This is a genomic window from Acidisphaera sp. S103, from assembly GCF_009765975.1.
GTDB lineage: Bacteria > Pseudomonadota > Alphaproteobacteria > Acetobacterales > Acetobacteraceae > Rhodopila.
This window is the reverse complement of record NZ_LMUJ01000036.1, coordinates 331,865-354,042: the sequence shown is the minus strand read 5'-3', so window position 1 is coordinate 354,042 and position 22,178 is coordinate 331,865. Positions and strand designations below refer to the sequence as shown.

Genomic DNA, 22,178 nt, shown 5'->3' with positions numbered 1-22,178 from the left:
GACAATCAGACCGAACATCATGAACTCGTTGCGGTCATCAATTCTCATCCTGATTGACGCATTTTCTCACCCAGATTGTCGCGCTACATCAGGGCATCGCGCATCGAATTCAACGGCGAGAGGAGCGCCGTCGCCGCGATCTGGAGCGATTTGTCGACGTCCTGGATTTTTTGGCGCGTCTTATCGCCCTCAGTTTTTTCTTGGTCCCTGCTGGCTGACAGGCGCAGCAGCACATCGCGAAGCTTTTCGGTATCTCCGCCGGCTACCGCGGCATCAAGCTCCGCTCCTTCGGCTCCGGTAAGCGCTTGATCGCCCGTCCTCGCTCGCAAGCTTCCGACCTGCTTCATCAGGCGCCCGCGGTTTCCGGTTTCGATGTTGGCCAGCGCGCTAAAGGCTGTCGGTGATATTTTCGAGATGTCGACGTGTGCGGCCTGCAATGCCCGTTGCAGACCCCCCATCTGCTCGGGGTTCATCGTCAGCATCGCCATCGACTGCGAAATGTTCAGGCCGGTCAGGTTCGAAAAGGCATCCGCCATCAGCTCGGGATGCCCCGAGAATTGCCCTTCCAGACTCTTCCGGATGAGTTGCAGGTTCGTTGCATGTGAATCCGCCGCACCGGGACGCCCCAGCCCGTATCTCGCCGCAAATCGCCGATAGATCGAATTATCCCCGAACGCCTGCTCGCCGGTGCCAAAGATGCCTTGCTCTTCCAGCAGTCGGGCCTGGATGGGGTCCAGCCCCTGACTCTTCCCCAGCGCCGAATAGAGGAACATCTTGCCGGGATCGCCCGCCGCGCCGCCGTTCTGGATTGCCGCGTTCATCCTGGCGAGGATGTTCGACGCACCGTTGACGTCCATCCCTGGAATGCCGGACGACGTCATGCCGCTCAGCATCCCAGCGTAACCTTGCAGATTGGCTCCCGTCAGGCTGAAGCGGGCCTGGCCCATGCCGTAGCCGGTCACCGCCTGAAGAATTTCGTCCGCCTTCGAGAACACCCCAGATCGCGCGACAGCCTCACCGATCAGCAGCGCGAAGCGGCGCGAGTCGTCGGTTGATCGCGTCAAGCCAACACCGCGCATCTGGCCAAAGGCGGATACGGCAAGTTCCGGTGCGATACCGAACGAGCGGCCGAAGCCGCCGGCGACGGAGACTTCACGGGCAAGCGCCAGCGCGTTCCGGCTCAATCCGGACAGCCCGGCAAATTCGCGGCCCAGTCTCTGGGACTCCTCGAAGGTGACGGAGATTTGGTCGCTGGCGGCACGGAGGGTTGACCGCAGGGTGTTGAACCCAACTCCCACATCACCCATCTGGCGCTTCAGCGTGTCATAGCCGATCGCCTCATCGCCGGCCTGTCCGACCTTCTGCATGACACCGCCAACGACCTTGCCGATGCCTTGCGCCAGAAGGGTGCCAGCCATGGCAGCCAAGCCAACTCCAACCCCACCCCTCATTCCAGCCGATAGACCACCCGCGACAGCGCCACCGACGGGCCCCATTGCTCGCAAGCCGCCGCCCAGGCCCTGCCGCAAGGCGCCCGCCGCCAGCGCCCCCATGCCAGGAGGCCGGGGAGGCTGTCGTGGGGGAAGAGGAGGGGCCGATGGCGCGGGGGGCCGCGGCGGCCGAGGGGGAGAACCGGGAGGCGTGGGAGAGGCAGGAGGGGAGAGATTGCCGAACCCGAGACCAGTGACGTATTCGAACGCACGACGTTGCTGTCGCGCTCGCGCGCCCGCATCGGGGTGCATCTTCGCCCAATCGATATCGAAGAATCCAGCGCCCTGCTGCCCCGTCGCCTTCATCCGGCGATTCAGTTCGCCACTGACCTTGCGCAGGCTCTCAAAGCTGACCTCGACCCGCTTCAGATCTTCGACGGTGGCCTTCGTAACCGGTTCGAATTTAACCTTGTTCGCGGCTGCGACTGCCTGGCCGGCCCGATTGAGCTGTTCAACCAGCTTCTGGATCGCTGCTTGCACATCGCCGGTTTGCAGGTCAGCCGAGATGGGAATCGAAACGCGACCGGACATCAATCAGTTTCTCCAAATCATGAGGGTGCCAATCGCCGTTACGCTGGCGAGGCGATCGAATTCGTGGAGCGCCTGCTGCTCAACTTCTTCGCCGCAACGGAACGGCGACGGATCAAGGCCGGTGATCGCGCAAGCCTCATGCAGATCCGCAATAGCCTCGCGGACAGCCGCGACGAATTGTGCCGCCGGCAATCCGACGAATGCCCGTGCGAGTTCCACGCCGAAATGTTCGACCGATCGGCCGGCCTCGATCGCCGAGATCCGAGCGCTGAGCATGGCGATACGACATGCAGCCGTTCTGCCATCAGCTTTGGCGGCATGTAGTCGGCGAGGCATGCTCCCATGCTCACGCCGGCGTCCCCAGAGAGGAAGGGGCGCCACCGTGGCGCGCTATAATCTGCCTGATACTGCTGCTCGGGATCGCGATCGGGGAGGCCATCTGACGATCAGATATGGACCTGGCCACCCGCCGCGAGGCTTTGGAACCAAGCCTCAGCCGCATCTTCGAGGAACCGAATCTGACGGCCGATCTTCAGCTCTGGCGGGGCTTTCTTTGCCCTCCGCATTCGGTCGATGGTCCGTTCGGATACCTGCGCACGTTGCGCGAGTTGGCGTTTTGTGATCAGGCTGCGAGGACTGGGAGTATCTGGGGTCGACACGTTGGACTCCTTCCGTGAAGCAACCCCAGAATTTCGTCACGACGAGTCCAGTCAAAGCCCGACACGGTTGATCCCGACCAGCCGCCGTTCCGGAAGCTAAACCTTACGGAACATTTTGGTTGCAACGGGCCGTTGCGGTTTCTAGTGTTCCGTAAGGTTGTTCCGGAACATGAGAGAGACAGATGGGCACGACTTGGGGTTACGCACGGGTTTCGACGGAAGATCAGGAACTCGGTCTTCAGATCACCGCATTGCGTGATGCGGGCGTGCCTGACGCCAACATCGTGCAGGAAAAGGCCAGCGGCAAAGCCGGCGCCGATCGGCCGCTCTACACCGCGTTGCTCGAGCGCCTGGTGGATGGTGACCGGCTTGTTGTGTGGAAGGTGGACCGCCTCGGCCGCTCCACGCTGAATGCGTTGCAGACCGCGAAAGACCTGGATGCACGCGGCGTCCACATCATCATCACCACGCTCGGCATCGACCTGAAGACGGCTGGCGGCCGACTGGTATTCGGCATGATGGCGCAGATCGCCGAATTCGAGCGGGAGCTGATCCGCGACCGCGTGAAGGCGGGTATGGCCGATGCGAAAAAGCGCGGTGTTCACACCGGCCGGAAGAACACACTCCGCCCCCACCAGCGGGCCGAAGCTGCCAGACTGCACCTCCAGGAAGGCAAGAGCCTGGGCAAGATCGCTGCCTTGTTCGGGTGCGGCCGGACAGTCATCCATCGTGCCATACAGGACGCCAAGCAGGGATCCGTTTAATGGAAGGTACTCGGTCAGGACAAGGACGATGTGGTGATCCAGGCTGGACAAATGCCAGATGGACGCTCCTACAAGATCGCTCTCACGATCAAAGGGCGCGGGCGCTACGAAATGAAAAGCGCTTATCCGCGCACGCCAACGGAAATCTCCGACCTCACCAAGAAATTTCGCCCACGACCACCTGCGGGTTTGCCAGCAAATGTCTTGCAGAAAAGCGAACCCCCGCCATCGCTGGCAGGGGGTGCATACGGAACTTCTCTTACGGGGCCATCCGGTCCCACCCCAAGAGGGCTGTTTGCCATCGCGCCCGATGAAGGATCGCGGTATCCGCTCGCGGCAGGACAATACATAGGCGTCTTCTGCGAACTCTTCAAAGCGTCCCTACCGCCTGACCCGATATGGCCTTCACCCTCCCCAGGTCGCGGCGACTTGGTCCATCTTCCTCAGTACCCTCTCAGCTAGGGCTGGGTCGCACTCGGCAACGGCACTGATCAGGGCGTTCTGCAAAGCGTCGACCGCAGCCGTTTCCCGCAACATGGCATGGAACTTCATCGCGGTTTCCAACAGGCGTCGCATGCCTTCGATCGACGCGCCCAGGAGGCGGGCGTTGCGAACGCGGCCATCGTCTGTCTTGGCGTACTTGATCAGCCCATCCAGGTCTTCGACGAGACTCTGCAATCTTTCCAACACATTCACGGTCCTGCCGCTGCCGAGGATGTGCTCGATCTTTGGCACGAGCGGCATAAGTGCCTTCGCCTCCGCCACAACTTCCGCCGCCGCGGTGGCGGGATCAGCTACAGACCTGGCAGTCCGCCGTATTGCCGCTTTCTCGATCTTGCGCACCGCACGCTGACCCGGCCGGCCGGTGGCCATGATGGCGTCGAACCAGCGGTAGAGCGTGGCCTGATGAACGCCGCGGCCGAGGAACGGCTTGACGACGGTGGCCTTCACCAGTCCGTCGGCGCCGATGTGCTCGACGGCATCCAGCACTGCCGTTTCGAGTTCGAGCCGGAGCGCACCGGTATCAGGCTTACCCATCATTTATCCCTTCGCAAAACGTGCCCGGACTTCGCAAGGCCTTCGCGCTTCGCATGGTTTCGCATCACGACATGCGAAGCGGTGTGAAGGTCTGCGAAAGCCGCAGGAAAGGCCGGAATTCAATGCGAAGCGCGCGTGCTGAGACGCGCGACAAGACGACGGCCCTCGGCCCGTCGTGATCATAGCGTGGCTGAACTTCGGCGCGCCGCCGAACGGACTGAGAGGATCCCACATGCCCGAACCCGACCCCAGCCACAACGTCAGCAAGGAAAGCTTGGCCGAGCTGTTAGTAGACCTGGACGCCGTACGCGGGCTGGTGGGTAAAATCGGCGGCGGTACCATCCCCCTCGCCCTTGCCGTAGCCAAAGCGAAGATTCGCATTCTGACCACGAAAGGTCGCGTTCACCGCATGATCGACGCGGCGTTGGACGACGCGCCGGCAGGCGATCAGATCCCGACGCCGGCCGAAGCCCTGGCACACCTGGCAGCGGCGCGCGGAGGCCCCCAGCCCGAGCTATCGCCGACCGTTCTCGAAACCCCGATCGGCGTGCCGGAAGTGATCGGGCCGGCGGTCTATGTGCCCGAAGCCGCGATGCCAAGCGAGGAATAACCGATCGACCTTCCTGTGTTCCGGCGCCGCGGGGCGACCGAGGCTTTCCGCACCCACCTGTTTAGCATCGCAGCCGCGGAGGCCACCCATCTCAGTAGGCAGAAGGCTGCGCCACTAGCTGAATGAATTTCGGCGCGGCCGGCTCAAGCAGTGACCCGATGAGTGGGGACCGCTTCTCACATGCGGCCCGATTCTCATGAGAATTATCATGAACTTCTCATTTTGGACCATCATCCGCCCCTGAGATGCGCGGGGATGGCCGAGTTCAGCGGTTGTGCCATATGTCCCAAGAAGCCGCCAAGAATCCCACTCATGTCCCACATCGGCGCGATGAAGAGGAAACCGCCGGCCTTTGAGACGATGGCAGAGCAGTCGCATCGGAATCCCGCGACAGTCGCATTTTCGTCGCATCAGTCGCACCAACCGGGGCAGCGCACATATGGACGGGCACAGGCGGAAGGGGCAGAAACCAACCATCAACCGGCATTCAGAGACGCGCCCGTGGATCAGAACCAGCCCGACGTGCACATGCAGCAACGCGAGGCGGAAAAGGCCGCCGACCTGGAGAGCCTGGCAGATGCGCTTGCCGCATTCCGGCAGCTACATCGCGAACTCGACCAATGGGAGCGGGTTCACCTCGCGCGCGGCCTCGCTGCGGTGCTTGCGGGTTGCTATGGCGTCGGCGCCATTGAGGCGGCGCTCGCGCTGACGCCTGAGATCGAGCGGAGCCCGAGCGCGAAGCTGCCGGCGGACCCATTCTACCAGCGGCTCCATTTAGAGATCTTCGAGCGTGCCCTGAATGAAATATGGGCGGCCCCGGCGCGGCGGTTTCCGCATTTCGGCCCAATCGAGGCGTCATGACCGAACAGCCCGCGCCTTTCTTCCTCATCGTCTCCGATCACGATCAAGGGTTCTTTTGCGTGGAGGGGCCGATGACCGATGATCGGTCCTGGCAGAATGCTGCGCGCCATGCCCGCGACCAGTTGGAACGGCGGATCGTATGCGGTCCGGTCGGGCCGGATCGGAGCGCACTCGCCATTGATTTCAGCGCACCTCGAGATTTGCCGGGGTTCCGCCGGGGTGCATTGTGAGGCCACGCTAATGAACGAGCAGATCTCGGCCCACCATCGATGACGCTCACGCCTTTCGTGCCGCTCCTGACGACGCGCCGGCGCCTATCGCTGGCCGAGATCGGGCATCACCACCACATCGCGGGTGCCTATCTGGTCCGGTATGCTCAGGAGAGCGCGTGGCGCGAGGGTCACCGCCGGGTCGCCAACGGGGTGCAGGTCCGCGCCGTGGCGACCCTGGCGACGGGGTTCCGGTGTCGGTGGACTGGTGCGGGTACTGGGCAGCGGGCGCGGAAGGCGGCTTAGACCGGAGACGCTACCCACCCGCTGTGGTGCAGCTCTCGCGAGCGGTCTCGATGAACCGCTCGCGCTGAGATTTTTTGTCGGCGGGGCGCGGCTTACGTGCTGGCACGGACGATCCTATGCAACCGCCACCACAGCAACCGGTTTCACGCTGAACGGAATGCCAGGCCTCAAATGCGCTACGGTCACCGCGATCGTCACATCTCGCTTATGGGTAGTGACGAGACGCGGGAACGTGCATTCGAATAAGGCGGCGCTTTCCGTCCACCGGAGACTGGCGCCTGCAACTGCAGTCAAAATCGCAACATCAAACTTTTCAGCCAGATCCGGGTTTCTGGCGCGCAAATCCGACATCGCTTCGCTAACGGCCTTCATCTCATCTGTATCAGCCGGCTGATCGAGGGGACGCGTGGCTACCCATTCCGTGAGGCGCGCAACGGTATCTTTGTCCTCCATGATATCGCTAAATTTGACCAGCAAGTCCTTCAGAATCGCCGGAGCGGTTTCGTCCTCCAGAAATACCTCCAATGAATGAGCGTGCTTATTCAAAAGATCAGCTGCTTCAGTGATCTGGCGTGTACGCACCCTAATGCGACCACCACGCTGAGAACAGACGTGCCACCCTGCCGCACCGACAATCACCAATGCGAGCGCTGGCGATAAAATCTGACCAAAATCGATCATGGCTTCGTTCCCCTGCTTTCCGGTCTGTCGCCGGTCAATCTGCTGGGTTTCCTTTCAAGTTGCAGAGTCGGTTGGTCAGCCGTCATTTGGGCACGATGCTTCGCCTTTGCCACATCGGCCCGGATTATGGCCTCCTCAACTTTTTGCTGAGCCATCGCGTGATTATGACGTTCAGCGGCACAGCACCTTCGATCGTAAACAAAGAGTGCGACGGCTGCAATTGCTACGGTCGGCCAACTAGGCGCCCCAGACACTAATGCCGTGAGTGCCGCCGCCACGATGACGACGACGACAATTCCGCTGAAGTGTCCCTTCAGGGCGGCGAAAGTGCCTGGCGGCAGCATTGGAGTGCTTCTGCAACTTGGGACGGAAGGACCTTTAAGGTGGTCGCTCGCTCACGATTCCGTCAAGGCTCAACGGAGATGCGTCCCGCAAACCGTACCGTTACGATAAATCTAACTCCCCCTGCCGCGGATCGGGCACATTCGACCCTCTCTGTTCCGATTCACGCCCGACAGGCGTGCGCCTGTCTGAGCCAAGGAAAGGCACCCGTGGGCACCACCACAGCCGGCCAGAACAAAATAGGGCCGAAAAGTTAACGAACGACTAACGCCATCAACGCCGCACCGCGAATTCCGCGCCAATAACCGTGAATCCCGCGCCCAATCGTCCGACTACCCATCCCCTCCCACCGGCAACACCCCAAACCTCACCGGCTTCCCCCTCGAACCGAAACAGCGCCCCACGCAGGGTCATTCGCATTAGCGCATCACGGACCTGCCGTTCCAGGATCAGCCGCAATGGGCGGTCCTTTGACTCAGTGCCCCTACCCGCCGCGACGCACTCTGAACGATGTGACTGCCAGGTAGCTTCGCGAGACTGAGACATCGGGGGTAATTTTGAATGACCCCCACGGGAGACCGCAGAAGACAACGGTGGTTTCCGAGGCTGGCATGTATCGGCTGGTCATGAGGTCGGATAAGCCCCAGGCGGTGCGGTTCCAGGACTGGGTTGTCGGCACCGTCCTTCCATCGATCCGTAAGCACGGAGCCTATATCGGTGGCCAGGAAACGATACAAGGAAGCGTTCGAAACATTCGCCGCGGCTGCCTCGTTCAAGGCTGACGACGCGCCGCATCCGGAAGCTAAGGCAACTGTTTCCACCGAGGAAACAGTTCAAGCGGAGGAGGAGCCGAAGCCCGGCACCGAGGTGGTCAAGGTCCAACTGTTCGATTTCGAAGGGAAGGACGTTCAGGTCCAGGATCGGGATGGCAACCCGTGGTTCGTCCTGAATGACGTTTGCGAGATGCTTGAAATTGCTAACGCTGGGAATGTCGCGACACGTTTGGACGACGACGAGAAAGATAAAATCCATACTATGGATTCTATCGGCCGTCGGCGTGAGACGCCGGTTATCAACGAGTCAGGCCTCAATGCTCTGATCATGACCAGCCGGAAGCCAGAGGCGAAGCGGTTTCGGAAGTGGGTCACCGGCACCGTCCTCCCATCGATCCGGAAGCACGGCGCGTATATCGGCGGCTAGGAAGAGATGACCGATGCGGAACTGGTTGCTGCGGCTTTCCAGGCAGCAAACCGGATCAGTGAGGAGCGGGCACGGCGCGTGGCTGCGACAGCCGGACGTTCCACCAGGATTGGTGGCGATGGCAGCGGGGCTCCGAGAGGAGCGGGACCGAGATTTCGCCCAGCGACACCTTGTAGAAACCGGATAGAAGCCCCGTCGAGAGACTGGGTCTCGCTTTACAGAAGGATGCGCTTGCCGTTCGGGGATGGCGGAATACATTGATTTTCTTGACTGCCGGCTGCTCGTTCGGGAACCTGGGATCAAGGTGCCGGACTGGATCACGGTTCTGATCGCAACTCGCCGGACGGTCGCTGGCGTGGTCGAGACATCCCCCGAGGGTGCCGCGCCGCCGAAAAGTCATTCGGGTCGGGAAGCGACGGAGTAATCCTCGAGCAGCGCAGTTCACTGTGCTGAGTAGCTGTTCCACCCCTGTCGATAATCGGGTTCACTCTTGCGACGGGCATCCGAAATGGACAATCGGCCCTGAGCAGCTACGCATCCGACTGTTCCATCACCCCCCAGGACGGAGCAGGAGCCCGGGTGCGCTAAGCTGCGCTGCGCCGACCAATACAACGCCCCGGCACGATAGTCGCCGCTGGTTCCAGCGAACCATGTCTCCCAGGCCTTTCGATCCGCGAGCCCCTGATCAAACGCGGAAGAAACGCTTTGCGAAGGCGCGCTTGGAGGCGCTGAAGCTGTCACTGGCGCGGTAGGTGCCGGTTGGGGTGGAACCCATGTGGAATATTGCGGTTCCCAATGCTCTGGCTTCCACGAAACGATCATGTCCCCGGCGACGTTCGGGTGCATCGTCATCGTTCCTTCGATCTTCTCGCCATCGGTGTGTACCCACACGCCGTGACAGACCAAGATCCCGCTGCCCGCATCCTTCTTGATCGTGACGAGGTGCTCGATATCGACGACCTTCCTGGGCAACTCCCAATCCAATCCGTTGTATTGATTGATCAGGATTCGAGCTGTGTCGGGCTCGCGGCAGAAATTATCGGGAGAGGTTTCGGCGGCAAGCTGGGCGGCCGCCAAGGCAGCACGCTGTGCTTGCTCTCTCGCCTGCGCTGCGGCTTGTGCTAGTTCAGCCTGGCGCTGCGCCTCGGCTTCTCTTGCTTGTTCAGCGGCGATCTCGGCCTGTCGTTGCTGGGCCGCTGCCTCGCGTTCTTGTTGGCAGGCTTGGGCACGTTGTGCGACCGCTGCCGGCGGTAGCATAATGACGTACCCGGGCAATGTTGGAGGAGGGCCACAGGGATCTCCCTGCATGTACCACTGGGCCCCCGCCGGCGACGCGATCATCGCGCCAATCGTTCCGACGCACCAGGCCAGTGTACGCTTCATCCCCGCCTCCTGACATTAGGCAGGATAATAAAAAGAAATGATTGGAAACGCGAGCGCGATTGTGGTTGTCGGCAAGGCGCGGCCGGCGGGGAAGGACAAACCCCGTCTCCACGGCCGGCCAAACCCGCTGCGTGGTCAGTGAGAAATGTGCTCCAAGACCGCTCGACGCTGATCGATCCCAAGCCACGCTATCAGCAACCCAGGGATCAACGCACCGGGTATCATGACATAGAGGAACCAACCTGCATGGCCGGTAGAGGCGGTCGCCGCGAACAAAGCACCGGCAATGAGTGGTCCGAAAATCGCCCCGAGATGGCCGACCCCGTCCGTCAGACCGGTTCCGGTGGCCCGCAGCCGGGTCGGATAGCTGGCAGTCGTGTAGTTGTACATGCTGAACAACCACACGGTTTCGGCGCCCCACGATATTGAAATCAACACGTAGGCGTCGATGACCGAACGGGCGACGTAGAACACACCGAGCGCAATACAGTTGACCAACACCGCGACGAGGATGGTGTAACGCCGTTCCACCGCCTCGCCGAGCCACGCACAGATGGCGAGCCCTGCGCAGCCACCGACGACGTTAGAGACGAGCAGCACGCCAAAGGTCTGGTCCGCGCTCAGCCCGAATCCCCTGAGTAGGGCAGGTTCGTAGCCGGCGAAGCCGTAGACGATTCCGCTGTAGCCGAGCACCCAGGCGATCAGCAGGATGATGGTGCGCTGGCCATACTCGCCGCGGAACAACTCACCCATCGGCACGTGCCGGCTCACCGGCACGGCGTAGCCGGCGTAATCAGGTTCAGGCAGTGCGGCCAGGCCGCTGCGGCGAAGACAATCCGCCTCCAGCCGAACCATGATCCGTTCGGCGTCGGCGTGATGGCCGTGCGCTTCCAGCCAGCGTGGCGATTCGGGCATACCCCACAGCGCGAGCGGCACCAGGACGACCAGCGGCACGCCGGTGAACAGATAAATGAACCAATCGTAATGATTGGGAACCCACAAAATCCCAGGGAGATTGCCGAGAAGCCCGAACACCAACACCGCGAGAATCTGGGAGGCCAGCATCACCCGCCCGCGCTCGGCCGGCGGCACGATCTCCCCCATGTAGACGACGTTAGTCGACAGGACGCCGCCCATGCCGATCGACGAAAGACCGAAGAACAACAACAGCAGCCCGAAATTGTCGGTGAGCGCAGTGGGCCATAGCGGCAACGCGACGGCGAGGGAGGACAAGAGCAGCGCAGTCCGTCGCCCCCAACGGTCGGCGATGATGCCGATCAGATACTCGCCGACCAGGATACCGAGGCCAAACTGCACCGCCAGCAACAGCGAAAATGCGCCGGCGCCGAAGCTGTGCCGGGGCTCCCAAATGAAGGGGTAGAGCTTTGCCGGAATCCCGTCGGCAGCGATGATGACACCCCAAAAAATCTGGGTGATCAGCGCCAGGCGCCATTGGGCCCAGGTCAGCGGCAGGCGATCGATGCGCGCCGCGATGCGCCCGGCACCCCCGGTCACGGTGTCAAAAACATCCATTATATCGTTGTCCTACTTTCTTTCTCGTTTCCCGCCACGGCATGGAAACCGGCCGCGGCGAAGCGGGGAAGCCTATCATCCAGCTCGGCCAGCATCCTGCCCGGGAGGGAGGTGCCTACCATGCCCGCCTCGCATACCACCCGCATCGCCGACGCAAGAGGCCTGCGTACCGGGTGGTGCCTTCAGTGCCGCCTGACCAGGCCCTCGTACACCCAGCCGATTGGCTGTGTATCCCCAACACCAACTTGCAGCCACCCACCTCGCGCTTCTGAGAAGACATGTAGCTCAGTGCCCTCGTGCTCGACACCGATGACGGGACCCTGCGGCGAGGAGTGGATGTTGCCGTTCTGCGCCATGACAACATCGCCCTGAGCGGCTCCAGGTGTCGGATATGCTACCACGGGCTGACCGGCAGGCGGTGGAGGTGGTGTGGGTGCCGCCGGCGCGGTGACCGCCTGTTGGGGCGCCGCCATGTTGTCAGGCAGGATCGGAACCGGAGCGATGTCATTGTGCGGTAGGGGTTTCGGACCGCCGCCATCGAAGCATCTCGTAAGCGTTTCGACATATGCCTTGGTCGCCTCCGACGTCGTGCTACCTACCAGAGTCTCGACCGAATAACGGCGTCCCGGATCCTGGGCCGAATCGTTGCGGGTAACGACTGCAACGAACAGCACATAAGTCACGCTATTGGCGCCGAACACATCGGTCTGACCGCACACGGCAAAGGTATTCCCGATTGCCTGCGGCCATACCTGGACGCCTCGGAATTGCACGGTGCCAGGGTCCTTTGCGCCAGAACGTATGTTCATTTCAGCGGACTCGCGCACATCGGGATATTGTTCAGGCGTGGCCGTTGTTTGGCATTTGTCCTTGTTGCAGCCAGAGATGAACAAGGTCGCGATCAAGAGCGCGCAACTCAAAATGTCTTTGGTTTGCTTACACGCCATCTGACCTGATCCTCGAGATATGAGCGCTGGAGCGGTTGTGACGATCACAATCCCCTTTTATAGGCGCCCCTTGCCGAAATCGTCCCAGCGCAGACTGCCGACCAGCCCCGATTCACCGAAACACGCGCCGGAGATCGCGAAGGACGGTCAGCAGGTTGTTCAAAGTAGGCGCGTTTCCGACGGTGTTTATGGTCTCCATTTCGGCGACCGACAGGCATGCGTCGCCGTGACGCATGAGAGCCAGCACCATCCGAAAAGCTTCGATCGCCCGCACGTCGCGGATCAGCGCCTCCGGCTTGGCGACGACCTCGAGCGCCAGGCGCTTCCACTCGACGCCCCCCATTTCGCAAAGTCCGGCGTCCAGCGCGGTCCACGCGTCGCCGAGCGGATTCGGGGCATCATCAGATTCATCAGCCCGCAAATCACTTTGTGCGACGGCGGCCAGTTCGTATTCCTCGAGCGCCATCCGGCGCTGCGTCCGCTCCTGGTCTGTGATATCAAAAAACGTGGCCACCACAGGGGCCAGCACCGGCCGGAGTGCTGTGATGAGGCCTATGACGTGGCCCTCGACGTAGATTTCGGCCGCGGGACGCTGCTCGATCTTGGCGCGCAGAAGTTCATGAACCATTTCATTCAAAGGACGTTCCACGAAATACCTCAAGATCCGCGGGTTGCGAACGCAGTCGAGCAGCGCCGCCGCTTGATCGGCCGTCATGGACGTCGGGAGGTTTTCATCGTCGAACATCGTGCGCCTTTCAGAGTTTTCGCAGGAGATGACATTCGCTGGCTGTAATGCCGAGCGTGGCGGCGCCGGCGCGCGTCCGAAGGATGGCCGGTGGGCGCCGGGACCGCCTCTCGCCCTGGGCCAGCGGCGCAACATCAGCCGGCCGGGCGGCACTATGGCGGTCAAGCTGCAGCCCTCCCTTGCCGGATGGCGTTGTCGAAAAATTTCAGGCTTCCGGGCCGATATCCGTCCATCATCGCCATGCGTTCAACGGTCTGGGTAATGTCGCGCGGATTGATGCCTAGGTCGAGCCATTTCCGGAGTGGAGTCCAATCGCCTCGCCAGTTCCACGGAAGCCGTGCGGCAGTCGCTACGTCATTCGCTACCCGGTCGATGATCCACCCGTGGCCAAGCCACTTACCGACCTTCTTGTCGGTCGGAGCGGTCGTCGGTTCGAAGTTGCAGGCTTTGCACCACGTTTCGATGCCGCGGCCGTCGTTCGGGTCGACAGTGGCATTGCTGGTGCCATTCGAGGCCTTTCCTTCGTTGAGCAAGGTCAAGAGGTATCCGACTGGACTGTCCACTCCGGCGCTTTGTGTCTTGCGAAGGACAGTCAGCAATGCCTCCGCGCTACCCGCCCGCTTGACGAACATTGCGCGGGTCTTACTCACGGCCCTTACGTCGTCCCGGTCCGTCAGGTTCTTCCTGTCGAATTCTGCGAGAATCTCGAGGCACTCCCGCTGCACGACCTGGGCCGGCGTCATGGGCTTGACGACGGTGGGCGGATCAGGCGGCAAAAGTGATCCCTGTCCGGCAGTTTGGCCGCCCTCGGCGGAAGAACGAAGTTCTTCTATATCTGCTTCTGCTTCTAGAGTTTGGGCCCCCTGATAATCCCCCCTGTTAATGGGAGGGGTTAACCCCCCTTGATAACCATTCTCCTTCTCGTACTTCTTAACCCGCCGCGTCAGGGAGGGGTTTCCGCCTCCCTTGCCGTGTTCCCGGCCCGCATCACTGGCGGCCTTATCCCTGAGCATCCGGCGGCTGTAGATCAATCCGGCGTCGGTCCGGCTGAACACGCCAGCCTCCTCTAATCCCGCGATCAGCTTGTCCGCCACGTGCTCACCGATACCGGTAAGCATGCCGATCTGTTTGTTGGTCGCGCCGCGCCCATTGATGGTCAGATGCCCATAGGGGTCGCCTTCATGCATGATGCACAACAGGTTAATCCATAATCCCTGCGCCGCGATTCCGCAGATCTTGAGTGCGGGATCACGCTGCCAGTCCTGCGGCCAGAATTTCAGCCAACGATGATTGGCACTCATCGGCCGGCCTCCTCGAATCGCGTCCGCTCGGGGATGAACGCCAGGTCAACAAACGTTGGTGCCCGGCCGCGGCGAACTTTCGGGATGATCAACTCGGCGGTCAGGGCGATGGTGCTGTGAGCATCCTGCCATTCATTCATCTTGGACTGATAGACTGCCTCCGGTTCGGACGGGTCACGCTTCGGCCGCGCCTGGCCGTGATAGTATGCCTCGCGGTAGGGGAAGATGATTACGTCGGCGTTGTCCTCGATCTCGCCAGTTTCTCGAAGGTCGCGCATTATCGGCCTGTGATCGGGCCGATCGTCAACGCCGCGGTTCAACTGGCTGAGCAACAGAACGGCGCAATCAAGCTCCTTTGCCAGGTTCTTGAGGCCCCGCGCGTTCTCGCCAACGGCAAGCCGCTTGTCCCGGGCCCCGGGCGGGTCCTTCATCAACTGCAAGTAGTCGATGACGATCAGGCGGAGATTGCCCTTGAGCCTCCGCCGCGCAAGCCTCGCCTGCTGCCGGATGCTCCGGAGTGATTGGTCCGGGGCACAGAACACATGAAGTAGGTCAGATCCCTGCTTCATGCGCGCCTGCGCTTTGACGATGGCGGTCGCCTGAGGACTGTTGCCGTATGCGCTACCGTCCAAGATGGCAGCGATCGGCACGCCGGAGAGGTTGGCGAGCACGCCCGCACCGAAGTCCGCGTCCGTTTCTTCGAGGCTGCAATAGCAGATGCCGGAACCGCCGGCTTGGTTGTCGATGAGCACTCCGTCAAGGGTAACGCCCATGCCAAGCGCGACGTTCAAAGCGACGGTACGTGCCAGTGCGGTCTTTCCCATGGACGGCCGCGCCCCGACGACATACAGGCTGCCTGCACGCAGCTTGAGGATTGCTGCGTCAACGGACGGCATGCCGGTGGATACGGCGGTGATTCCTTCCCCTCGACGATTCGCTTCACCCTCGGCGATCGCCGCGGCGACCGCATCGGACAAGGAAATGGACGTTGCACCGCTCGAGCCATGGATGGCCAACTCATTGAGCTGTGCTGTGGCCTGGTCAAGGACGTCTGCGCCAGCCATGTCAGGATCATTGGCAAAGGCGTTGTTGACGACAGTCTCGCCGATGTCGATCATTTGCCGACGGAGCCAAGTGTCTTTGATGACCCTGGCATAGTCGCCGGCGTTGATGATGCCGACCATGGCGGTCAGCAACTGAGTCAGATAGGCGGTGCCGCCGACTTCCTCCAGGAGTCCGTCCTCAGAGAACCGAGCCTTCAATGTCACTGCATCGGCCACGCGGCCGGCCTCGATGAGGTCAGCTGAGACCTGATAGATTTTGCGATGCACGTGATCGGCGAAATGCTCCGCGGTCAGAAATTCTGAGACGCGCTCATAGGCTTTGTTGTTGGCCAGGATCGCGCCAAGCAGCGCCTGCTCGGCCTCCAAGTTCGAAGGCGGTAACCGCCTGAGGTCGCCGATGATCTGCCGTTCTTCGCTGAAAGCGGACACCATTCCGTCAGGCATGGGCTGTCCTCCCCTGCTCGGCGGACGTCGACATCTGGCGGGTGACGAAAGGACTGAATTCGCTACGCAGGAACGCCTGGACGCAGTCCTCGCGCCACCCCCAACGCCGCGCAAGGTCGGCAACGGATGCCGGGATTGACCACAGATGGTCGAGCACGATCAGGTGCCGGATCTGCCGGCGGCGCGCGATCCAGTCGGCATAGCTATAAATCCACAACCGGGCATCCCAGTCGGAGACTGGCTTCCGGTGGACTGGCAACGCGGCGAACAGGAACCCTTGAGTCGCGCCGATCAAAATAGGCCTTGTCCTACTTCCCTCGCGACGGCATATAAAACTTTGTGAATGGCTTTGGTTTCCAGACACCCCGTTTTCGCCCTGGCCGGCGAGGCGGGGTTTCTCTTTTTCTGACATGGAGTCAGGCCTCCACTTCATGCTGAGGCGGCCGGTAGGTTGCCCGCGGCAGCGACGCAAAAAACCGATCCGCTGACTCGGATGTAATCAGCGTACGGCGTCCTGCCTTCACTCCGACGAGGTCTTCGCGGGCAAGCCGCTCAAAGACGTAAGTGCGGCTCCAACCGTAATGGTCGCAGGTCGCTTCAATCGTGCGAGCAATGGGGGCGGATGTTAATACCGAATGGGACTGCACCGAATTCATCTCCGTAGGTTGCGATACCCGGAGTTTTGATTTCGGCAGGTTCGCTCCGCCAGAGGACAAATGCTGCCGCCCGATTGTCCGGGCCGCGTGTAAAGCCTACGCGACCATGATGTACCCCAGGCTGCCGACTTGCGCGGCCGAGGGGAGATCGATCGTTTTTTTGCTGTGGCGCCGAAGCGCCTTACCGATCGCATCAGGGCTGTGGCGACCCTCTCCCACGGCCTCCAGGGAGTGCCCCACGATTCTAATCGCAGGACTTTCGTCCCCATCCCCTACTTCCGTCATGCCCGCCGCGGTCAAAAGTGCTCGCGCATGCCATTCAAAGAGCTGAGCGTCATTGTGCCATAGCTGCATTTTATGCGGATGCTTGTGGCCTTGGACGATGCCGTGGGCATCCAGGGCCGCGCCGGCCAGAATCGACAGCCGGCAGTACTCGTCATCCGTAAACAAGCTGCTGGGGCTCGAAGTGCGTCGGACCAACATTTTTGGTAACTCGGTCGCCAGCAGTTCAATGGCGCCCCTAATTTCTCCGGCCATCTGGGACACTTCTGTCTGCTGTTTTGTCACCTTCCCGATTCGGAGTGCGCGCAGAAAGCATTCTAACTCTCGACCCGGCTTTGGACGATATCGATCGGGGAACCAATTCAAAACTTCCGCCTTGGCGACATCGGCCGAGGCTGCGAGATCTTCCACCTGGGCCACATCATCGCGGCGCACCACTATGCACCAAACAAATGACATGAGCTCCGGAATGGCTACCGGTAGAACAAAGCGCGGCGGCTTCGGTCGCATTACTGGTACGGGGTCTCGGACGCTGTCGGGCTTTCGCGCGCTGGTCATAGTGAGCGCCCCGCAGCCGCACTCTCGGTCCCGCCGGCTTCGATTTCGTCCAGCGCGTCGGCCAGGCGTTGGAGGGCCACGGCGACCTGCGGGCGGTAGCGACTGCGGTTATAGTTCGCAGCAAGGGCAGAGTGAATTGCAGTGTGATTCAACGCCGCCTCGATGATATCTGGCAATTCTCCCATGTCGCCAAGCATGGTTGCCCCGGTGCGGCGGAGATCGTGACGGGTCCACGCCTTGGTGCCGCTCGCTTCCTGGACCAGCTTGGTAGCACGATCCCAGTTGCCCAATGGGCGCCCAGTTGAGGTAGCGAACACCAAGCCAGACGGATCGGGTTCCCGGGCCTTGGGCTCGTCCCCGATCGGAAGCCGCGATTGAAGCAGGTCTATCGCCTGCCGGGAGAGCGGAACCGTATGCGGTTCACCGTTTTTGGTGTCTTGAATGGTCCATGTCCGCGCCTCGAAATTGACGTCCCGCCATCGGGCCATCGCGGCTTCCTGTCGGCGGGTCATCGTCAGCATCATCAGCAACAGCGCTGCAGAATAAGGCGTCGCATTTGGAAATACCGCATCACCCGGCGCACCTCTCGGCAAGCCGAGAAGGACGTCGATCGCCAGGACAGGGAGCGCCAGCGAATGGATTGTGACTTTGCCCTTTGCTTTGGTTCGAAAGGTCAGGGTGCGCGCCGTCAGGTCGATTTGCCGCCAGTGCAGCCCGGACACATCAGTATGGCCGGTCAATGCGGAGAACCGGCGGCCCATCTCGTCGGCGCCCGTGCCGGCACGTAAGACGGGAAGCAGTGAAGCCAGTTCCACGTGGCTCAGAACCCGCGAGCGGCGTTTGACCGGAGCTGGGGGCAGGATGCGCGCCAAATCTTCCGTTACCAAGGCCCTATGCGCTGCCCATTTCAATGCCGGCCGCAAGCTCCGCACCGCATAGGAAGCCGAGGATTGCGACGGATAAGAATCCGCCAACATTTGCAAATCTTGGCGTGTCATCGTCTCCGCTGGACGTGAAAGGAGCGGCTTGAATATCAAATTAATCCGCTTTCGGGCCTCTTCCCAGGCCTTCTGCTGATCGCCGCGCTGCTTGCCATAGACGTCCAAGACCGCCGTCAGCGTGCCGATTCCGTCCCGAGCCGCGACTCCTATCGCGCGTTCACGTCGCCGTTGCGCAATTGGGTCGACGCCGTGTTGCTTGACCTGTACGTGAAGTGCGCGGGCAGCATTCCGAGCGTCGCTGATACCCATTGTGGGCCATGGGCCAAGCGGGAAGCGACGCATACGGCCCTCGCGATCTCGACAGGCAAGGACCCAGGAAGCGGAGCCCGCCGGCGTCAGTCTCAGTCGCAAGCCCTGATAGCCGGCATCAGATAGGTCTCGCCTCGGCCCGGCCTCTCTTATAGCCTTGGCAATCGATGACTCAGTCAGTCGGATCAACATCTCGCTTCGCGGCCAATCAGGGCTTCACTGGGGCTTCACTCCAGGCGCGATCGAACCGGACCGCGTCGGACTCAACGGGATGAGTTAGTGTCGCAGTTCCGCCTGTAATGCAAGGATAATGGCCACATTCTCATGCCGACCTGGACGAAACCGAATGGTTCCGAACGGTTCGGAAACACGCCAGCAGGTTACTTTTAATCTTGGGGTCGTGGGTTCGATTCCCACCGGGCTCACCAAGGATTTCAATACATTAGACCGAAAATGCCCATATCAGCAATCACCTCGGCAATCGCATAGCTATCACCAACATATGTTTCGGCTGGGACCACGCCCCGATCCGGTGGGTTCGTCAAATGCGGAGAATAAGCTTGCACAACCTTGCCAAGGTTGGGTCGAGGGTTCGAATCCCTTCGCCCGATCCAAATTTTCTTAAGAAAATCAATAACTTATATCGGCCCTTCGTAATAGGGGCAAAACCCCGGCGGGGCCCTGGTTTCAGGCGGGCTGGCCCTGGCATCTGACGAAGTTCAGTAACGGCGGGATCGGTGGCTGGCCGGGAACGCGCAGGCGGCTCCCCAGATAATCCCAGAATGCGATGCCGTGCTTTGCACAGGTCTTGGCAAGCCCAAGGAAGGCATCCCGGCAGTCGCGTCCGGTGTCGCTGCGTGTTCCGGCGCTGACCTTGCGGCGGGTGACCTGTTAGCTCGGAAAGTGCGAAGGACGACGCCACACCCACAAAGAATCGCACCGAGTCGAGCCGGGGCAAGCAAAAAAGCTCCTCCGCCCGGGCTTTTGCCCCTCCTACGGTCCTTCGGGGCCGTTTTTTGCTTCCCCGCCCTGGTCCGGGAAATCGGGGAAGCATGGGGGAAGCAGCAGGAAGCATGTTGTAGCAGGCCTGCGGCCGCTTCCGGCATGGGTACGACTCCGAAGCTGTCGACCACTTCCAGCGAACGCGTGAACTCGCTTTGGACCGGGTCTAAGGCGCGAGCGCGCTTACCTCCCCAGTGCCCGAGAGTCTCTCGGATCAGCTTCCCCGGGCGCTTCCCCGACGTCCGCGGTGATGGCAAAGGCGTCATCGTTCAGATCCCCGGCCAGCCTGACGCATCGGCATAACAAGGCGCAGCGAGTCTGGCAGCCGTACGAAGCCATGCGCCGCATAGAAGCCGGCTGCCGCTTCGTCCAGCGCGTCGACGATCACCATCGACGATCCCACGGTGCTGGCACTCTCGAATGCACGCTGCAACGCGTCGGCAAGCAGGATCGAGCCGAGGCGCTGACCCTGCTGGTCCCTGGCGACTGCCAGCCGACCGATCAGGGTGCAACTGAGGAGCGGATAGCGAGGGATGTGCTTCCGGGCCGCCTCCGGCACCTCGCCTTGCGAGACCGCCATTGCGCAGAGCGTGCAATAGCCGAGGATGCGATCCGGCTCGGCATCCCGACACTGACAACCGGTGCTTTGTCCCTTATACGACAATAAGATACGGAGCACGTAATGCAACTTCACCGCCCGAGTCATTGGTTTCGTGTGGTCCTGTTTCTCTGTGCGCTGATTGTGCCGTCGCTATCCTATGCGCAGCCGGTGACGCGGCAGAAAATGCTCTCAGTTAGGCCGCCGCCTCCCTTGCCTGTTGTGATGCACGCTTCCCTCCCCTCGAAATGGCGTTCGGAGCTCTCCAGTCAGGAACGGGTCTTGAAACAACAGCTACTGCGGATGACGAGCGGCGCCCCACTGCCCGACAATCCGACCGCCGCCTTCCGAGCGCTGGCAGCGGCCAGAACGATGACCATCGCAACGATGACGTCAATCAACCGGCCACAGACATTGCTTGTGGTCGATCGCGCGCCGTCGGTGCAGCGTCTGTGGGTCGTGGTTGCTACGCCGGATGGGGCGCCGTGGACCGTGATCGGCACAGTTCGTGTCAGCACGGGCAAGCCCGGCAAGAAGGAGCATTTCAAGACACCTGTGGGCGTGTTTGTTAATACGCCCGACATCCTTGGCTATCGTGCCCTCGGCACTCTTAACAAATACGGCATCCGAGGGATCGGTCAAAAAGGCATGCGGGTCTGGGACTTCGGCTGGCAGACGACCCAGGATTGGCGGACGCCAAGTGCCGTCGCGTCGATTCGACTGGAAATGCACGCCACCGATCCGACATACCTGGAAGGGCGGCTCGGCCGGCCCGATTCCGAAGCTTGCATCCGCATTCCAGACTGGTTCAATCGGTTTCTGGACCGTTTTGGGGTGATCGATGCACAACTGACTGCTCTGGCGCCGACAAATCGGGCCGTGGCTGCGCTTCTTCCTGTGGACGCGATGCCAAGCCCGCTGGCTGGAGACAAGGTCGTGGTGGTGGACACTTCCGAACCGCATGCAATACCCTCCAATCCCGTGACAGCAGACGAAATTGAGCGTCGCTTTGCCGACTGGCTCGCCACCCGTCCTTCATCGGCGACGACCCAAAAGCCGGCAGCTACGCAGGTCGATGCAGCCGTCGCCAACTCAGGAAATAAGTCATCGAGCGGGCCCTCTGGCAGATCAGGCGGGCCAGAGGATTCCGGCAGCTCTTTTTCGCGCAGCCTCGCCCAAGTCCGAGCCGAATGAGCGATGATCTGGACTGGTAGCGCCTTTCTTAGGCTCACGCAGTCGGAGAGAGCTCTGCTTTATTCTCTGCGGAATCTCTAGTCCTGTAGTGGCATCATTCTCGCGCGAAGTAACTCGACGCTCGCGTCACCATAAATAGCCCGCTTGGGCGTCTTCAACCGATTGATCTGCCTTCGACCTGGCCTCAAGATGCCGGATCAAAAGACGAAATCCGCGGTCCATGATTTTGTCATCACCGACGACGTAACCCACGGTTCCTGAAAGAACTGGGTTCAGATTGTGGGCTACGGTTCCTGGCGTCGGCGTGGGGACTATCGGCTCCAAGCCCGGCACCAACCAGCACTTTGATTGCTTCAAAGCTCACCAGTTCCATGATGGGCGTGATCAGTACCGCCGAAGCGTCGAACCAGGCCTCCGTGATTGTGCGGGTATAACCGCCAGCTCGGTAGGCGATGAACGGGCACTGCGCGAGTTGGCGCGCCGTGCTCCCCTTGGGAAAACGGGCCACCTGCTCCGGCAGCAGAGCCCTC

At 61.4% G+C, this 22,178-nt stretch carries 23 protein-coding genes and 2 pseudogenes; 9 read left to right on the top strand and 16 right to left on the bottom strand.

The features are described 5' to 3' along the window. Positions 1 to 83 precede the first annotated feature (83 nt). Positions 84 to 1,418 carry a hypothetical protein gene (locus GSQ89_RS10000; RefSeq protein WP_158924537.1) on the bottom strand — a complete coding sequence of 445 codons (1,335 nt, stop codon included), beginning with the start codon at positions 1,416 to 1,418 and terminating at the stop codon, positions 84 to 86. Positions 1,419 to 1,706: 288 nt separating this feature from the next. Here GSQ89_RS10000 and GSQ89_RS09995 point away from each other — a divergent pair, with 288 nt between their 5' ends. Beyond that, positions 1,707 to 2,345 carry a hypothetical protein gene (locus GSQ89_RS09995; RefSeq protein WP_158924535.1) on the top strand — a complete coding sequence of 213 codons (639 nt, stop codon included), beginning with the start codon at positions 1,707 to 1,709 and terminating at the stop codon, positions 2,343 to 2,345. A gap of 122 nt (positions 2,346 to 2,467) precedes the next feature. Here GSQ89_RS09995 and GSQ89_RS40065 read toward each other — a convergent pair whose 3' ends face one another. Beyond that, on the bottom strand, positions 2,468 to 2,680 hold the full coding sequence (locus GSQ89_RS40065; RefSeq protein WP_158924533.1) for a helix-turn-helix domain-containing protein: 213 nt from the start codon (positions 2,678 to 2,680) through the stop codon (positions 2,468 to 2,470). Positions 2,681 to 2,862: 182 nt separating this feature from the next. On the opposite strand from GSQ89_RS40065, the gene GSQ89_RS09985 reads away from it, so the two are divergent. Next, the gene (locus tag GSQ89_RS09985; RefSeq protein WP_158924531.1) at positions 2,863 to 3,444 is read left to right on the top strand and encodes a recombinase family protein; all 582 of its coding nucleotides are present in this window, start codon (positions 2,863 to 2,865) and stop codon (positions 3,442 to 3,444) included. A gap of 405 nt (positions 3,445 to 3,849) precedes the next feature. Here GSQ89_RS09985 and GSQ89_RS09980 read toward each other — a convergent pair whose 3' ends face one another. After that, the gene (locus GSQ89_RS09980; RefSeq protein ID WP_158924529.1) at positions 3,850 to 4,434 is read right to left on the bottom strand and encodes a hypothetical protein; all 585 of its coding nucleotides are present in this window, start codon (positions 4,432 to 4,434) and stop codon (positions 3,850 to 3,852) included. Positions 4,435 to 4,714: 280 nt separating this feature from the next. Here GSQ89_RS09980 and GSQ89_RS09975 point away from each other — a divergent pair, with 280 nt between their 5' ends. From GSQ89_RS09975 to GSQ89_RS09960, 4 genes and pseudogenes are all read left to right on the top strand, one after another. Continuing rightward, positions 4,715 to 5,092, top strand: coding sequence for a hypothetical protein (locus tag GSQ89_RS09975; protein ID WP_158924527.1), 378 nt, complete (start codon positions 4,715 to 4,717; stop codon positions 5,090 to 5,092). A 312-nt stretch (positions 5,093 to 5,404) separates the two neighbouring features. Continuing rightward, positions 5,405 to 5,953 carry a hypothetical protein gene (locus GSQ89_RS09970; RefSeq protein WP_158924525.1) on the top strand — a complete coding sequence of 183 codons (549 nt, stop codon included), beginning with the start codon at positions 5,405 to 5,407 and terminating at the stop codon, positions 5,951 to 5,953. After that, positions 5,950 to 6,183, top strand: coding sequence for a hypothetical protein (locus GSQ89_RS09965; protein WP_158924523.1), 234 nt, complete (start codon positions 5,950 to 5,952; stop codon positions 6,181 to 6,183). Before GSQ89_RS09970 ends, GSQ89_RS09965 begins: the two co-directional genes overlap by 4 nt. 81 nt (positions 6,184 to 6,264) lie before the next feature. Next, positions 6,265 to 6,443: pseudogene (locus tag GSQ89_RS09960) on the top strand (IS1595 family transposase); the annotation flags it as partial. Positions 6,444 to 6,582: 139 nt separating this feature from the next. Here GSQ89_RS09960 and GSQ89_RS09955 read toward each other — a convergent pair. Then, positions 6,583 to 7,149: a hypothetical protein gene (locus tag GSQ89_RS09955; protein ID WP_158924521.1), complete on the bottom strand. Its 567-nt coding sequence runs from the start codon at positions 7,147 to 7,149 to the stop codon at positions 6,583 to 6,585. Between the two features lie 899 nt (positions 7,150 to 8,048). On the opposite strand from GSQ89_RS09955, the gene GSQ89_RS40060 reads away from it, so the two are divergent. Continuing rightward, the gene (locus tag GSQ89_RS40060; protein ID WP_371734236.1) at positions 8,049 to 8,273 is read left to right on the top strand and encodes a Bro-N domain-containing protein; all 225 of its coding nucleotides are present in this window, start codon (positions 8,049 to 8,051) and stop codon (positions 8,271 to 8,273) included. After that, on the top strand, positions 8,209 to 8,691 hold the full coding sequence (locus tag GSQ89_RS09945; RefSeq protein ID WP_158924519.1) for a BRO family protein: 483 nt from the start codon (positions 8,209 to 8,211) through the stop codon (positions 8,689 to 8,691). Before GSQ89_RS40060 ends, GSQ89_RS09945 begins: the two co-directional genes overlap by 65 nt. 441 nt (positions 8,692 to 9,132) lie before the next feature. On the opposite strand, the gene GSQ89_RS09940 is transcribed toward GSQ89_RS09945, so the two are convergent. From GSQ89_RS09940 to GSQ89_RS09895, 11 genes and pseudogenes are all read right to left on the bottom strand, one after another. Then, complete coding sequence (locus GSQ89_RS09940) at positions 9,133 to 10,074, bottom strand: hypothetical protein (protein ID WP_158924517.1); 942 nt, start codon at positions 10,072 to 10,074, stop codon at positions 9,133 to 9,135. 135 nt (positions 10,075 to 10,209) lie between these two features. Beyond that, positions 10,210 to 11,607, bottom strand: a complete 1,398-nt coding sequence (locus tag GSQ89_RS09935; protein ID WP_158924515.1) for an MFS transporter — start codon at positions 11,605 to 11,607, stop codon at positions 10,210 to 10,212. A 182-nt stretch (positions 11,608 to 11,789) separates the two neighbouring features. Continuing rightward, positions 11,790 to 12,554, bottom strand: a complete 765-nt coding sequence (locus GSQ89_RS09930; protein WP_158924513.1) for an SH3 domain-containing protein — start codon at positions 12,552 to 12,554, stop codon at positions 11,790 to 11,792. A 112-nt stretch (positions 12,555 to 12,666) separates the two neighbouring features. Beyond that, positions 12,667 to 13,299 carry a hypothetical protein gene (locus GSQ89_RS09925; protein ID WP_158924511.1) on the bottom strand — a complete coding sequence of 211 codons (633 nt, stop codon included), beginning with the start codon at positions 13,297 to 13,299 and terminating at the stop codon, positions 12,667 to 12,669. Between the two features lie 161 nt (positions 13,300 to 13,460). Next, complete coding sequence (locus tag GSQ89_RS09920; protein ID WP_158924509.1) at positions 13,461 to 14,600, bottom strand: hypothetical protein; 1,140 nt, start codon at positions 14,598 to 14,600, stop codon at positions 13,461 to 13,463. Next, positions 14,597 to 16,108 (bottom strand): DnaB-like helicase C-terminal domain-containing protein, encoded by a 1,512-nt coding sequence (locus GSQ89_RS09915; protein WP_158924507.1) that lies wholly within the window; start codon positions 16,106 to 16,108, stop codon positions 14,597 to 14,599. The genes GSQ89_RS09920 and GSQ89_RS09915 overlap by 4 nt, the downstream gene beginning before the upstream one ends. Further along, positions 16,101 to 16,520: a hypothetical protein gene (locus GSQ89_RS09910; RefSeq protein ID WP_158924505.1), complete on the bottom strand. Its 420-nt coding sequence runs from the start codon at positions 16,518 to 16,520 to the stop codon at positions 16,101 to 16,103. Before GSQ89_RS09910 ends, GSQ89_RS09915 begins: the two co-directional genes overlap by 8 nt. A 340-nt stretch (positions 16,521 to 16,860) precedes the next feature. Then, positions 16,861 to 17,505, bottom strand: a complete 645-nt coding sequence (locus GSQ89_RS09905; protein WP_158924503.1) for a hypothetical protein — start codon at positions 17,503 to 17,505, stop codon at positions 16,861 to 16,863. A 95-nt stretch (positions 17,506 to 17,600) separates the two neighbouring features. Next, positions 17,601 to 18,710, bottom strand: a complete 1,110-nt coding sequence (locus tag GSQ89_RS09900) for a site-specific integrase (RefSeq protein WP_254073142.1) — start codon at positions 18,708 to 18,710, stop codon at positions 17,601 to 17,603. A gap of 63 nt (positions 18,711 to 18,773) precedes the next feature. Continuing rightward, positions 18,774 to 19,046: pseudogene (locus tag GSQ89_RS40055) on the bottom strand (Arm DNA-binding domain-containing protein); the annotation flags it as partial. Positions 19,047 to 20,118: 1,072 nt separating this feature from the next. Beyond that, positions 20,119 to 20,562, bottom strand: a complete 444-nt coding sequence (locus GSQ89_RS09895; protein WP_158924499.1) for a GNAT family N-acetyltransferase — start codon at positions 20,560 to 20,562, stop codon at positions 20,119 to 20,121. A 174-nt stretch (positions 20,563 to 20,736) separates the two neighbouring features. Between GSQ89_RS09895 and GSQ89_RS09890 the strand changes: the two genes are divergently transcribed. Beyond that, positions 20,737 to 21,648, top strand: a complete 912-nt coding sequence (locus GSQ89_RS09890) for a L,D-transpeptidase (protein WP_158924498.1) — start codon at positions 20,737 to 20,739, stop codon at positions 21,646 to 21,648. Positions 21,649 to 21,880: 232 nt separating this feature from the next. Here the strand turns inward: GSQ89_RS09890 and GSQ89_RS09885 are convergent. Then, the coding region (locus tag GSQ89_RS09885) for a LysR family transcriptional regulator substrate-binding protein (RefSeq protein ID WP_174254841.1) at positions 21,881 to 22,178 on the bottom strand (298 nt) is incomplete at its 5' end.

Coding starts and splice junctions, on each gene's coding strand:
- GSQ89_RS10000 (WP_158924537.1), bottom strand. CDS start 1,418: ATGGCTGGCACCCTTCTGGCGCAAGGCATCGGCAAGGTCGTTGGCGGT.
- GSQ89_RS09985 (WP_158924531.1), top strand. CDS start 2,863: ATGGGCACGACTTGGGGTTACGCACGGGTTTCGACGGAAGATCAGGAA.
- GSQ89_RS09975 (WP_158924527.1), top strand. CDS start 4,715: ATGCCCGAACCCGACCCCAGCCACAACGTCAGCAAGGAAAGCTTGGCC.
- GSQ89_RS09970 (WP_158924525.1), top strand. CDS start 5,405: ATGTCCCACATCGGCGCGATGAAGAGGAAACCGCCGGCCTTTGAGACG.
- GSQ89_RS09965 (WP_158924523.1), top strand. CDS start 5,950: ATGACCGAACAGCCCGCGCCTTTCTTCCTCATCGTCTCCGATCACGAT.
- GSQ89_RS09955 (WP_158924521.1), bottom strand. CDS start 7,149: ATGATCGATTTTGGTCAGATTTTATCGCCAGCGCTCGCATTGGTGATT.
- GSQ89_RS09940 (WP_158924517.1), bottom strand. CDS start 10,074: ATGAAGCGTACACTGGCCTGGTGCGTCGGAACGATTGGCGCGATGATC.
- GSQ89_RS09935 (WP_158924515.1), bottom strand. CDS start 11,607: ATGGATGTTTTTGACACCGTGACCGGGGGTGCCGGGCGCATCGCGGCG.
- GSQ89_RS09930 (WP_158924513.1), bottom strand. CDS start 12,554: ATGGCGTGTAAGCAAACCAAAGACATTTTGAGTTGCGCGCTCTTGATC.
- GSQ89_RS09925 (WP_158924511.1), bottom strand. CDS start 13,299: ATGTTCGACGATGAAAACCTCCCGACGTCCATGACGGCCGATCAAGCG.
- GSQ89_RS09920 (WP_158924509.1), bottom strand. CDS start 14,600: ATGAGTGCCAATCATCGTTGGCTGAAATTCTGGCCGCAGGACTGGCAG.
- GSQ89_RS09915 (WP_158924507.1), bottom strand. CDS start 16,108: ATGCCTGACGGAATGGTGTCCGCTTTCAGCGAAGAACGGCAGATCATC.
- GSQ89_RS09910 (WP_158924505.1), bottom strand. CDS start 16,520: ATGTCAGAAAAAGAGAAACCCCGCCTCGCCGGCCAGGGCGAAAACGGG.
- GSQ89_RS09905 (WP_158924503.1), bottom strand. CDS start 17,505: ATGTCATTTGTTTGGTGCATAGTGGTGCGCCGCGATGATGTGGCCCAG.
- GSQ89_RS09895 (WP_158924499.1), bottom strand. CDS start 20,562: ATGACTCGGGCGGTGAAGTTGCATTACGTGCTCCGTATCTTATTGTCG.